General features: G+C 59.0%; 11 protein-coding genes. 9 read left to right on the top strand and 2 right to left on the bottom strand.

The features are described 5' to 3' along the window. Positions 1 to 18 precede the first annotated feature (18 nt). The gene (locus CORTU0001_RS06630; RefSeq protein ID WP_005328403.1) at positions 19 to 948 is read right to left on the bottom strand and encodes an ABC transporter ATP-binding protein; all 930 of its coding nucleotides are present in this window, start codon (positions 946 to 948) and stop codon (positions 19 to 21) included. Positions 949 to 954: 6 nt separating this feature from the next. Beyond that, entirely contained in the window at positions 955 to 2679 is a 1725-nt protein-coding gene (gene mptB, locus CORTU0001_RS06625; protein ID WP_005328401.1) for a polyprenol phosphomannose-dependent alpha 1,6 mannosyltransferase MptB, read from the bottom strand. 269 nt (positions 2680 to 2948) lie between these two features. Between mptB and CORTU0001_RS06620 the strand changes: the two genes are divergently transcribed. From CORTU0001_RS06620 to CORTU0001_RS06580, 9 genes are all read left to right on the top strand, one after another. After that, positions 2949 to 3686 (top strand): helix-turn-helix transcriptional regulator, encoded by a 738-nt coding sequence (locus CORTU0001_RS06620; RefSeq protein ID WP_005328398.1) that lies wholly within the window; start codon positions 2949 to 2951, stop codon positions 3684 to 3686. Next, on the top strand, positions 3683 to 5122 hold the full coding sequence (gene sufB / locus CORTU0001_RS06615) for a Fe-S cluster assembly protein SufB (protein WP_005324837.1): 1440 nt from the start codon (positions 3683 to 3685) through the stop codon (positions 5120 to 5122). Before CORTU0001_RS06620 ends, sufB begins: the two co-directional genes overlap by 4 nt. A gap of 5 nt (positions 5123 to 5127) precedes the next feature. Then, positions 5128 to 6282, top strand: coding sequence for a Fe-S cluster assembly protein SufD (gene sufD, locus CORTU0001_RS06610; protein WP_005328395.1), 1155 nt, complete (start codon positions 5128 to 5130; stop codon positions 6280 to 6282). 30 nt (positions 6283 to 6312) lie between these two features. Then, a complete protein-coding gene (gene sufC, locus CORTU0001_RS06605; protein WP_005324834.1) occupies positions 6313 to 7071 on the top strand; it encodes a Fe-S cluster assembly ATPase SufC in 759 nt (252 codons plus the stop codon). A gap of 45 nt (positions 7072 to 7116) precedes the next feature. Further along, a complete protein-coding gene (locus CORTU0001_RS06600; protein WP_005324833.1) occupies positions 7117 to 8364 on the top strand; it encodes a cysteine desulfurase in 1248 nt (415 codons plus the stop codon). After that, entirely contained in the window at positions 8361 to 8813 is a 453-nt protein-coding gene (gene sufU, locus CORTU0001_RS06595) for a Fe-S cluster assembly sulfur transfer protein SufU (RefSeq protein ID WP_005324831.1), read from the top strand. The genes CORTU0001_RS06600 and sufU overlap by 4 nt, the downstream gene beginning before the upstream one ends. Next, complete coding sequence (locus CORTU0001_RS06590; RefSeq protein WP_005324830.1) at positions 8814 to 9221, top strand: metal-sulfur cluster assembly factor; 408 nt, start codon at positions 8814 to 8816, stop codon at positions 9219 to 9221. 114 nt (positions 9222 to 9335) lie between these two features. Then, positions 9336 to 10967: an ABC-F family ATP-binding cassette domain-containing protein gene (locus tag CORTU0001_RS06585; protein WP_005328391.1), complete on the top strand. Its 1632-nt coding sequence runs from the start codon at positions 9336 to 9338 to the stop codon at positions 10965 to 10967. Between the two features lie 6 nt (positions 10968 to 10973). Further along, entirely contained in the window at positions 10974 to 12296 is a 1323-nt protein-coding gene (locus tag CORTU0001_RS06580; protein WP_005324828.1) for a DUF2254 domain-containing protein, read from the top strand. The last annotated feature ends 21 nt before the right edge of the window (positions 12297 to 12317 follow it).

The following is a 12317-nucleotide window of genomic DNA, read 5'->3' as shown; positions in this document are numbered from 1 at the left end:
TCTTGGCGGAGGGCGCAGCTAGCTGCGCAAATGGCGCCCGGTGAGGTCAAGGAAGACCTCCTCCAAGTTGCGGTGGGCTGCGTCTAAGCGCCGCAGCAGGACTCCTTGGCGGGCAAGTTCGGCGCTCAGCGCGGCAATCGTCTCGGGCGTGCCGGCCTGGGTTAAGCGGTAGTGCAACGGTCGCGATTTGGTCGCTCGAATTCCAGCCTTAGCCAGAGCCTCCACATCAACATCGATATCGGTGCTGAAACTAAGCCCTGCCGAGTCCGACTGGGCGGTAAGTTCCGCGGGAGTGCCGTGGGCTACGAGCTCGCCATGATCCATGATGGCCACTCGGTCCGCTAGTGACTCCGCTTCATCCATGAGGTGGGTGGTAAGAACAATGGTGACGCCATCGTGCCTAAGGGCTCGAACAAGGTCCCAGACCGCCAAACGGGATTGTGCATCCATGCCAGCGGTGGGCTCATCGAGAAAAACTAGTTCGGGCCGACCGATGATTGCTAGGGCGAGGGAAAGCCGTTGCTGCTGCCCGCCGGAGAGTCTGCGATAGGGAGTCCGGGCTACCCCTTCCAGCCCGAGCGTTTCCAGTAGCCAGCGCGGGGAGAGGGGATGGGCGCTGTAGCTAGCGGAAAGTTCAAGCATTTCCAGAACACGGATGCCGGAGTAGGAACCACCACCCTGCAACATGATGCCGACCTTTTCGCGCACCTTGTCCGGTGCGGAACTCGGGTCTAGCCCGAGGACGTCGATCGTGCCGCTGGTGGGGTGGATAAAACCCTCTGACATCTCAATCGTCGTGGACTTTCCGGCGCCATTAGGGCCAAGGAGGCAAAAGACCTCACCTGTGGCAACGCTAAGGCTTAGACCATTAACGGCGGTGGTGGAGCCATATTTTTTCACCACGTTGTCCACGGTGAGGGCTGGGCGATCGGCTGAAATGGAATTCACGTGGGATTAGTTTAGGACACGGATTCCGCTGCGCCGCACTGCAACCCACCACAGGGTGGCGATGACTGCGAAAGTGCAGGCTGCCGACACATAGATGACGATGATGGTGCTGGGCGGCAACCCGAGCCCGCGTGGCAGCACAAAGAAGCTCATAGCTGCCGAATAAGCCACGACGCAGAACCGGAAGATAAGCCGGTTGGCCCATGCAGCCAAAGGCAGTACCGCCCACAGGATGTACCACGGATGGACCACGGGAAAGAAGATAACCAGCACTAAGGAGGCGGTGCCGAGTCCTCCCACAGGGTGGATGCGGCCGCGCAACGTTGCAAAGAGCATGCGGGCCATGAAAGCTACTGCCACCAGCACACCAAAGGTACGGGTTACGGTGAGAATAGCTTCGGTGTGGTCACCTAGGCCCAGTAGCATTCCGATAAAGCCGGTACCCACGCCTACGGCGGTGGAGGTAGAAAGCCACGAGCGGATGGAGGCCGCCCCGCCTTGTCCTGTGATCCACCCCAGGCCAATGCCGGTCAGGGCGCTAATAAGGGCGATGGTTGCAATTAAAATGACTAGCTGCAGAGCAATGGCGTAGGCCAAGGCCTTCCAGCGTGATGCACGCTCCTTGTCTATCAGGTGGCGGGCATATGCCATCCCTACAAAGCCCAGCCCGATAAAGCCGGTAACCTTGACCATTCCGGCGCAGGACAGGAAAACTCCAGAAGCAATGAGTGCTAGGTAGGCGCTGCGCGTGGACTTTTCTAGCTTGTCGACGCCCCGCAGGCCCAGCTCCATACCCACCAAGAGCAGGCCCAGCATGATGGATTCATTATGGATTCCGCCCACCAGGTGCAAGATGGTCAGTGGGTTGAGAATGCCGAGCCACAGGGCAGATTCTGGAGATACCCGGCAGCGCCGCGCGAGACAGCTGATTGCCCACCCAGCAAGCATGATGCCGGCGATGGATAAGAGCCGGTGGGCGATTACTCCCAAGAGGATGGAATTAGAGGTAACTGCGCTCACCACTCCAGCGAGCCCGAGTGCTACGGGGCCATAAGGGGAGGGGGAGTTGGCCCAGATAAACGGTACGGATCGGGCGAGCTCATCACCCGCGCCAAGCAATTGCACCGGTCCTGCAGAATAGGGATCCATGCCTTGCATCACGATGGAACCGTTGGCCAAGTAGGAGTAGATGTCCTGGGTAAAGAGCGGGGCGGTAAAAATCAGCGGGATGACCCAGCCGGCCCACGTGCGCCACAGTTGGTGGGTGGTCACGAGCCGGCGGGCGCGCGTTGGGGTGAGCGAACCTTCCTGGGGTTGGCGCAGCGGAGTGCCCACAAAAGGGGCAAGGAACACCCAGGCGGCCACCAACAGCCCTACTCCCACCATGACTATGGCAGAAGAGGTCTGCAGCATGCGGGACATGAGGGAGCCAAAAGGCACGTTGTCATAAGGGTTTCCCACTACTGGGAGGGCACCGGCGCCCAACGCGCCGAAGGCGATAAGCAGGGATCCAACTGTGCCCACCCAGCGCAGGATAAAAAATGTCCGCCACTGTGCGGTGGTGGTGCGCTTTAGGCCATCCGCATTGGCGGGGACAAAATCAAAACGAGAATCAGGCTCCGCGGCTCCGGTGTCCTCGGCGTGTAGTCGCGCAGACCGAGAACCAGCGGTGCCCAGCTGCGGCAGCTCGGCCTTGACGCCGGAAAGGAAGCCGCGGAATTTGCCTGTCATGGGTTAAGACCTTACGCGAATCCTCCGCCCCAACCCCAGCAGGCCCGCCCTTTTAACGCGCGCAGCACCGCCAGTTGTGGCGATGAGGGGAGTTAGCCACCCCCGTGCCACGCCGAAGAAAGGCCAATGGTGGCATTCCGGAATGAATTAAGGAACACTAGTGTTGTCTAATAAAGGAGGCGCAGTTGGACTGCGGCGCGACTCTCGGAATTACGGGAGCCGGCTGCAGGGCGGCTGTAAGTGAGCGAAGCACGAAGGGAGGTCCCGGCATGAGCACACCTCAGCGCGTAGAAACTACGCACAAGGCGGCTAAGGAATCCCGCACTACGGATGGCGATACCCGCCGGCAAGTGATGCTGTTGCTGCTGAAGGACGGGCCCGTTACCGCTTCCCACTTGGGTGAACGCCTTGGCCTTTCTGCTGCCGGAATCCGCCGGCACTTAGACAATTTGGTGGAAGAGGAATTGACGGAGGTTGTGCGCCGCCGCCCAGTTACCCGCGGTTCAGCGGGTAGCGGCTCTGGTCGCGGGCGACCAGCCAAACATTTCCGCCTCACCGATCGTGGCCGAGCGCAATTCGGCCACGCCTACGATGATTTGGCCTCTGATGCCTTGACGGCACTACGCGCCGTCGGCGGGTCTGAGGCTGTTAAGCGCTTTGCCAAGGTCCGCTTCGAGCGACTCGTTGCAGATGTGCGTCCCTTGATAGAAGAGGGCGAATCTGTAGAGGACGTGGCCCGTAAGCTGGCTGAGGTCTTGGACGGACACGGGTATGCCGCCACGGTGGACCGCGCTGGTCAGGGAGTGCAAATCTGTCAGCATCATTGTCCGGTCTCCCATGTGGCGGCCGAGCATCCGGAGCTGTGTGAGGCGGAACAAGAAGTCTTTTCTGCTCTATTAGGCAAACACGTACAACCTTTGGCCTCCATTGCTGGCGGTCACGGGATCTGTACCACGAACATCCCCTTGACACCCGTTAATACAGATACTGAAAGGAGCGAGTCATGACCCAGGCACAATCGGCACCCGAAAACAAGATGACCGATGATGAAATCATTGATTCCATTGGTGCATATGAGTACGGCTGGCACGACTCGGACGCGGCTGGTGCTTCTGCTCGCCGCGGCTTGAATGAAGATGTAGTACGCGATATTTCCGCCAAGAAGGGCGAGCCGGAATGGATGCTTAACCAGCGTCTGAAGGCACTCAACATCTTTGATAAGAAGCCCGTTCCCACCTGGGGCGCGGATTTGTCTGGCATCGACTTCGACCAGATTAAGTACTACGTGAAGTCCACTGAGGAGCAGGCCCAGACCTGGGAAGACCTCCCGGACGACATCAAGGCCACCTACGATAAGTTGGGCATTCCAGAGGCTGAGAAGCAGCGCCTCGTTGCCGGTGTGGCAGCCCAGTATGAGTCCGAGGTTGTCTACCACCAGATCCGTGAGGACCTGGAAAGCCAGGGCGTCATCTTCGTCGATACTGATACCGCACTGCGTGATTACCCTGAGCTTTTCAAGGAATACTTCGGCACCGTTATCCCAGCCGGTGACAATAAGTTCTCCGCGCTGAACTCCGCAGTGTGGTCCGGTGGTTCCTTTATCTACGTGCCCAAGGGCGTGCATGTAGATATTCCGCTGCAGGCTTACTTCCGCATCAACACGGAAAACATGGGCCAGTTTGAGCGCACCCTCATCATCGTCGACGAGGACGCTTATGTTCACTACGTCGAGGGCTGTACCGCTCCTATCTACAAGTCTGATTCCCTGCACTCCGCGGTAGTAGAGATCATCGTGAAGAAGGGCGGCCGCTGCCGCTACACCACCATTCAGAACTGGTCCAGCAACGTCTACAACTTGGTGACCAAGCGCACCAAGGTAGAAGAAGGCGGCACCATGGAATGGGTCGACGGCAACATCGGCTCCAAGGTCACCATGAAGTACCCAGCCGTATGGATGACCGGTCCTTACGCCAAGGGTGAGGTTCTTTCCGTTGCTTTTGCTGGTGAGAACCAGTTCCAGGACACGGGCGCCAAGATGACTCACATGGCCCCGCACACTTCTTCCAATATTGTGTCCAAGTCGGTTGCCCGTGCCGGCGGCCGCGCCGCGTACCGCGGCTTGGTGCAGGTTAATCAGAACGCGCACCATTCCACCTCTAACGTCGAGTGCGACGCGTTGCTGGTGGACAATATCTCGCGTTCGGATACATACCCGTATAACGACATCCGCAATGACCACGTCACGCTGGGCCATGAGGCAACCGTTTCCCAGGTTTCTGAGGAGCAGCTGTTCTACCTGATGTCCCGCGGTATTGCGGAAGAAGAAGCAATGGCGATGATCGTGCGTGGCTTCGTTGAGCCGATTGCTAAGGAGCTGCCGATGGAGTACGCCCTCGAGCTCAACCGCCTCATCGAACTGCAAATGGAAGGATCGGTCGGCTAAAGAAAATGGTCGCTTCGAACGAATTCAATCCGGATAAGATCACCAAGGGTGACGTCTTTACCTCCACCAACGTGGAGGACTTCCCGGTGCCGCACGGCCGCGATGAGGTGTGGCGCTTTGTCTCCCTGCGCAAGCTCCGTGGACTCCACAATGGCGAGTTCGCTGAGGCAGTGGCACAGGACGTCACCGTGAGCGAACATCCAGGCGTAAGCTCCGAGACCGTCGCTCGCGATGACGAGCGCTTGGGCCGCGTTGGTACCCCGTCTGACCGCGTCGCGGCACAGGCGTGGACTTCTATGCCTGAGGGCCAGGTTGTCACCATTGACGCTGAGGCTCAGGTGGAAGAGCCCGTGGTCATTACCTACACCGGCAAGGGCGAGGGCGTAACTTCCTTTGGCGCTACCTCCATCGAGGTAGGCCACCACGCGGAAGCCACCGTCATCCTGAAGTACGTCGGCTCTGGCACCCACGCAGATAACGTCGAGTTCATCGTGGGCGATGGCGCTCACCTGACCGTCGTCGTTGACGTTGATTGGGAAGACGATGCCGTACACCTGTCTAACCACGTGGCACAGCTCGGCCGCGATTCTGTGCTGCGCCACAACTCCGCCATCTTTGGCGGCGAGGTGGTACGCATCGTGCCTCGCGTGAACTTCACCGAGCAAGGCGGCGACGCAGAGCTGCTGGGCGTCTACTTCGCTGATGAAGGCCAGTACTTTGAAAACCGCATGTTGGTGGATCACTCCGTCCCTAATTGCCGCTCCCACGTCCTTTATAAGGGCGCACTGCAGGGCACCAAGGACAATGAGGCCCGCACCTGCTGGGTAGGCGATGTCCTTATCCGCTCCAATGCACAGGGCACCGATACCTACGAGACCAACAACAACCTGATCCTGACTGAGGGCGCTCGCGCGGACGCAATCCCTAACCTGGAGATTGAGACCGGTGAAATTACCGGTGCAGGCCACGCGGCCACCGTTGGTCGCTTCGATGACATCGAGTTGTTCTACCTGATGTCTCGCGGCATTCCAGAGGCTGAAGCACGCCGCCTCATCATCCGTGGCTTCTTCAATGAGGTCATCCACCGTATTCCGGTGCAGTCCCTGTCCGAGGAATTGGAAAACCGCATTTCCGAAGAACTGGAAAAGATCTCCGCCTAACTCTTTCATAGAAGGAAACCCACACACATTATGTCTACTCTGGAAATTAAGAACCTCCACGCCCAGGTGCTGCCGACGGAAGAAGGCGGCGAGCCGAAGGAAATCCTCAAGGGCGTTAACCTGACCATCAACTCCGGCGAGATCCACGCCATCATGGGCCCGAACGGTTCCGGCAAGTCCACCTTGTCCTACACCATCGCCGGCCACCCGAAGTATGAGGTCACCGAGGGCGAGGTGCTTCTCGACGGCGAAAATCTGCTGGAGATGCCCGTCGATGAGCGCGCTCGCGCCGGCCTCTTCCTGGCGATGCAGTACCCAACTGAGGTACCGGGTGTAAAGGTCTCTCAGTTCATGCGCTCCGCAGTCACCTCCATTCGCGGCGAGGCACCGAAGCTGCGCGAATGGAACAAGGAGCTTACCCAGGCCCGCGAGAACTTGAAGATTGATAAGTCCTTCATCTCCCGCTCCGTAAACGAAGGCTTCTCCGGCGGTGAGAAGAAGCGCCACGAGGTCATGCAGCTGGATATCCTGAAGCCGAAGTTCGCAGTCATGGACGAGACCGACTCCGGCCTGGACGTTGACGCTCTGCGCATCGTGTCTGAGGGCATCAATAGCTACCAGAAGGAAACCAATGGTGGCATCTTGATGATTACCCACTACAAGCGCATCCTGAACTATGTGAAGCCGGACTTCGTCCATGTCTTCGCTGACGGCCACGTCATCAAGACCGGTGGCGCTGAATTGGCGGACCAGCTCGAGTCTGACGGCTACGACCAGTTCCTCAAGTAAGGACCGACCCTCGGCCGGTCAACCGCGACTATCCAAAGAAGATTCATGTCTGGATTTGATGTAAACGCAATTAGGGAACAGTTCCCGATTCTCCAGCGCACGGTGCGTGGCGATAAGCCACTGGTGTATCTGGATTCGGGTGCTACCTCCCAGCGCCCGCTGCCGGTATGGAAGGCGGAAGAGGAGTTTGTGCTGCACACGAACGCCCCTGTTCACCGCGGTTCCTATCAACTGGCAGAAGAGGCCGATGATGCCTACGAGTCCGCGCGCCAAGCTATCGCCGCATTCGTGGGCGCGGACCGCGACGAGATCGCCTTTACCAAAAATGCCACTGAGGCCCTGAACGAAGTTGCCTATGTGCTTGGCGACGAGCGCGCGGGGGACCTCTACGTGGGCGAGGGCGATACCGTTGTCATCACCGAATTGGAGCACCACGCCAACTTGGTGCCGTGGCAGGAGCTGTGTGCTCGCACCGGCGCTACGTTGAAGTGGTATTCCATGACCGAAGACGGCCGTATCGATCTTGATTCGCTCGAGCTCGATGATTCCGTCAAGGTAGTTGCGTTTACTCACCAATCCAATGTCACGGGTGCCGTGGCGGACGTGGATGAACTGGTGCGCCGTGCTCGCGCGGTGGACGCCATGGTTGTCCTCGACGCCTGCCAGTCGGTGCCACACATGGCGGTTGATTTCCATGCTTTGGACGTGGATTTCGCGGCCTTTTCCGGCCACAAGATGTGTGGCCCCAGCGGCGTTGGTGTGCTGTACGGCAAGGATGAGCTGCTCAAGAAGCTGCCACCTTTCCTGACCGGTGGCTCCATGATTGAGATCGTCAAGATGGAAGAGACCACCTTTGCCGAGCCGCCGACGCGCTTTGAGGCGGGCACGCAGATGACCAGCCAGGTGGTTGGCCTTGGAGCCGCGGTGAAGTTCTTGGAAGAAGTGGGCATGGACAATATCCACGCGCACGAAAAGAAGCTCACCGAGCGCGCATTGCGCCAGCTCAAGGAAATCCCGGGTCTGCGCATCATCGGTCCAGAGACCACCGAAAATCGCGGTGGCGCCATTTCCTTCACTGTGGAAGGCGTTCACCCGCACGACTTGGGCCAGGTCCTCGATGACCACGGTGTGTCCATTCGCGTTGGCCACCACTGTGCGTGGCCACTGCACCGTGCCTGCGGCGCACAGTCCACCGCCCGCGCTAGCTTCTACCTATATAACACCGAGGAAGAAGTAGATAAGCTGGTGGACGCAATCAAGGCTGCCCGCGAATTCTTTGGAGTTGCCTCATGAACCTAGATTCCATGTACCAGGACGTCATCCTGGATCACTATAAGAACCCCCAACACGCCGGCCTGAGGGAGCCATATCAGGCCGAGGTTCACCACGTGAACCCGTCCTGCGGCGATGAGCTCACCCTGCGCGTGCGCCTTTCGGACGACGGCAAGACCGTAGAGGACGTCTCCTATGACGCGGAAGGCTGCTCCATTTCGCAGGCTTCCACCTCGGTTATGGCTGAAGAGATCGTTGGACTGCCGCTCGCGGAAGCCAATGAGAAGCTGGCCGAGTTCGAAAAGATGATTACCTCTCGTGGCCAAGAAGAGGGCGATGAAGACCTCATCGGTGACGGCGTCGCCTTCGCCGGTGTGTCCCAGTACCCAGCGCGCGTAAAGTGTGCGCTCCTCGGTTGGAAGGCCTTCCAGGCTGCATCCGCCGATGCACTAACTGAAGTGGAGAACTAGATGACCGAACCCGTAGATCCTTATCAGAACGAGAACTCTTCATTCTCCGGCAGCGGCGAGCGCCCGGAGCAGACTGAAGAGCAGATTTCTAAGGCCTTTGATGTCACCGAATTCATGCGTGATGTCATTGACCCCGAGCTCGGCATTAACGTCGTTGACCTGGGCCTTGTCTATGATCTTTGGTTTGAAGAGGACAATGGCAAGGAGATCGTCATGATCAATATGACGCTGACCTCGCCGGCGTGCCCGCTGACCGATGTCATTGCAGAGCAGGTGGAAGACATCGTCAAGGCCAATAAGCTGGCCGATGCCGTCCGCATCAACTGGGTATGGATGCCGCCATGGGGACCGCAAATGATTACTGAGGAGGGCCGCGAGCAGCTTCAGGCCCTCGGCTTCGCGGTTTAAAATCGCGTATTAATCACACGCCCCCAACAGCGCATTTCTCGGATTCGGGAAGTGACTGTTGGGGGCGTTAGTGCGTCTTAGCGTTGGCCGCGTCAATTGCTAGACTATTTCTTCGTGATTGTAACCAATGATTTCGAAGTCAGGGTAGGAGCGCGCACGCTTCTCGACGCCCCCGGGCAGCACCTCCGCGTGCAGCCCGGCGACCGCATCGGCCTCATCGGCCGCAACGGCGCGGGCAAGACGACGACCATGCGCATTTTGGCAGGGGAGACGGAGCCTTATGGTGGTTCTGTGACTCGCTCGGGCCCCATTGGTTATCTGCCCCAGGATTCCCGCGAGGGAAATATCGAGCAAACGGCGCGCGAGCGCGTTCTCTCCGCACGCGGCCTGGATGATCTTAAGCGCCGCATGGCGAAGCAACAAGAGCTCATGGAATCGGCCACGGACGATAAGTTCCGGGATAAGGCTATCCGTAAGTATTCCCGCTTGGAGGAGCAGTTCGAGTCGCTCGGCGGCTATGAAGCCGATTCCGAGTGTGCGCAGATTTGCGATAATTTGGGCCTGCCACAGCGTGTCCTAGACCAGAAGCTCAAGACCCTCTCAGGCGGCCAGCGTCGCCGCGTGGAGCTGGCACAGATCCTCTTTGCAGCTACTGAAGGCTCCGGCAAATCCCAGACCACGCTGCTCTTGGATGAGCCGACTAACCACTTGGATGCCGACTCTATTACGTGGCTGCGCCAATTCCTGTCCAAGCATGAGGGCGGGCTCATTATGATTTCCCACGACGTCGAACTGCTGGAGGCCGTGTGCAACAAGGTGTGGTTCCTTGACGCGGTCCGCGGCGAGGCCGACGTCTACAACATGGGTTATAAGAAGTACCTCGATGCCCGTGCTACCGATGAAGCGCGGCGTCGCCGAGAGCGTGCCAATGCGGAAAAGAAGGCGTCTGCACTGCAAAAGCAGGCTGCCAAGCTCGGTGCCAAGGCAACCAAGGCCGCCGCGGCAAAGCAGATGCTCCACCGTGCTGAACGCATGATGAGCGAGCTCGACGAGGTCCGCGTGGCCGATAAGGTGGCCAATATTAAGTTCCCCGAGCCGGCGCCGTGCGGCAAGACGCCCATGAATGCCAAGGGTCTGACCAAGATGTACGGCTCGCTGGAGGTTTTCGTGGGCGTAGACCTCGCTATCGACAAAGGCTCTAGGGTGGTTGTTCTCGGCTACAACGGTGCAGGTAAGACCACCCTGTTGAAATTGCTTGCCGGCGTGGAACGCACCGATGGTGAAGGTGGCATCGTCAGCGGCCACGGCCTGCGCATCGGCTACTTCGCGCAGGAGCATGACACCATCGACCCGGATAAGTCCGTGTGGCAAAACACTATCGATGCCTGCCCAGACGCGGATCAGCAGGAGTTGCGCAGCCTGCTTGGCGCCTTCATGTTCTCCGGTGAGAAGCTGGAGCAGCCTGCGGGTACCCTCTCCGGCGGTGAGAAGACGCGCCTTGCGCTAGCCGCCTTGGTCTCCAGCCGCGCGAACGTCCTGTTGCTAGACGAGCCGACCAATAACCTGGATCCGATTTCGCGCGAGCAGGTGCTTGATGCACTGAAAACGTATACGGGCGCTGTGGTGCTGGTGACGCACGATCCGGGTGCGGTTAAGGCACTGGATCCGGAACGCGTGATCATCATGCCCGATGGTGATGAGGACCTGTGGTCCGATGACTATATGGAGATCGTGGAGCTAGCTTAGGGATTTATGAAGACACTGCTGGAGAGGATGCCCGCTTGGCGGGAGAAGTTTTGGCTCATCCCCGCCGTGGCGGTGGCCATCGCCGCGATCGGCGCGGAATTGCTCATTGCGGTTGGTAGCAATTTTGACGTGTCGGACACGCCCTTTTATGACGGCAGCGCCGATAGCGCGCAAGGGATTTTAAGCGCGGTAGCAACCTCGTCACTCTCCTTGGCCGGCACCGTCTTTTTCATCACGCTGACCGCGCTATCCGGTGTCGTCACGGTGATGGGCCCGCGCCTCCTGCACGAGTTTTTAAAGGATCGCTCCATTCAATCCACGTTGGCGATCTACCTGGCAACCTTTATTTTTGCGCTCCTATCCCTGCGCGCGGTTCGTACCGGCGGCGGTGGGGTAGAAGAATACGTTCCTTCCCTCAATGTAGCCGTCACGGTTCTGCTGGCCATCGCCTGCGTTGTCTTCCTCATCTACTTCATCGTGCACATTGCGCAATCCATCAGCATGTCCCACGTGGTGCACGTGGTTGCCCAAGACGTAGAAAGCCACATGCGCCGGCTCATCCGCCGCGGTGAGGAGGAGGAGAAAGTAAAAGCGCCGGGGCCAGAGTTCTACACGAACGCGCAAAAGCGCCGCAGTAGTGAGACTGGCTATCTCAAATTCGTGGACTATGACGCCATCGCGCAGGCTGCAGCGCAAGAGGATTGCGCGGTGCACCTCGGCGTGGCACCGGGAGACCTCGTATTGGAAGGCGAGGTCATTGCCCACGGCGTGCCACGTTTGCCGGAAGATATTGAGCGTCATATCGTGCTCACGCAACACCGCGAAAACGCCTCTGCCCACGATCCTCGGTTTACCGCTCGGCACCTTGCAGAAATTGCTGCCCGCGCTTTGAGCACCGGCGTTAATGACCCATTTACGGTAATTGACATCATTGACCGCTTTACCCAGATTCTCACCGTGATTGGGGATAAGCGGCTTCCGCAGGGCATTGTGCATGTGGACGGCGAATTTCGGCTGGATTATCAGACCTTTAGCTATGACGAGATCGTCGAGGCGATGTTTACACAGATTCGGCGCGATGCGGCCGATAATGCGGAGATCTACCTCAGCATGCTGGATAACCTCGCTAAGGTGGTTGCCCTTCTTCGCACAGCGGAACGCCGGCGCGTGCTTGACGACGCCGCCCGGGCCATCTACTCCGATGCCCGCCGCCAGGTAGGCGGCGAGGTGGAGCTGAAACAGTTGGAGGCCTCCTACCAGCACTTCCAGGCCAACCTAGCTGCGTGGGCGGAATCCGATAAGCCAGGCGAGGAGCACGCCGCGGATTAGACCGCGGCGCGGTTGTCGCTG

This window comes from Corynebacterium tuberculostearicum SK141, assembly GCF_000175635.1.
In the GTDB taxonomy this organism is placed as follows: domain Bacteria; phylum Actinomycetota; class Actinomycetes; order Mycobacteriales; family Mycobacteriaceae; genus Corynebacterium; species Corynebacterium tuberculostearicum_C.
Note: the sequence above shows the minus strand (reverse complement) of the source record. Positions and strands in the feature narration are given on the sequence as shown.

What these genes read in the sequence shown, in the direction of transcription:
- mptB (WP_005328401.1), bottom strand. Translation starts at nt 2,679, where the DNA reads ATGACAGGCAAATTCCGCGGCTTCCTTTCCGGCGTCAAGGCCGAGCTG.
- CORTU0001_RS06620 (WP_005328398.1), top strand. Translation starts at nt 2,949, where the DNA reads ATGAGCACACCTCAGCGCGTAGAAACTACGCACAAGGCGGCTAAGGAA.
- sufB (WP_005324837.1), top strand. Translation starts at nt 3,683, where the DNA reads ATGACCCAGGCACAATCGGCACCCGAAAACAAGATGACCGATGATGAA.
- sufD (WP_005328395.1), top strand. Translation starts at nt 5,128, where the DNA reads ATGGTCGCTTCGAACGAATTCAATCCGGATAAGATCACCAAGGGTGAC.
- sufC (WP_005324834.1), top strand. Translation starts at nt 6,313, where the DNA reads ATGTCTACTCTGGAAATTAAGAACCTCCACGCCCAGGTGCTGCCGACG.
- CORTU0001_RS06600 (WP_005324833.1), top strand. Translation starts at nt 7,117, where the DNA reads ATGTCTGGATTTGATGTAAACGCAATTAGGGAACAGTTCCCGATTCTC.
- sufU (WP_005324831.1), top strand. Translation starts at nt 8,361, where the DNA reads ATGAACCTAGATTCCATGTACCAGGACGTCATCCTGGATCACTATAAG.
- CORTU0001_RS06590 (WP_005324830.1), top strand. Translation starts at nt 8,814, where the DNA reads ATGACCGAACCCGTAGATCCTTATCAGAACGAGAACTCTTCATTCTCC.
- CORTU0001_RS06580 (WP_005324828.1), top strand. Translation starts at nt 10,974, where the DNA reads ATGAAGACACTGCTGGAGAGGATGCCCGCTTGGCGGGAGAAGTTTTGG.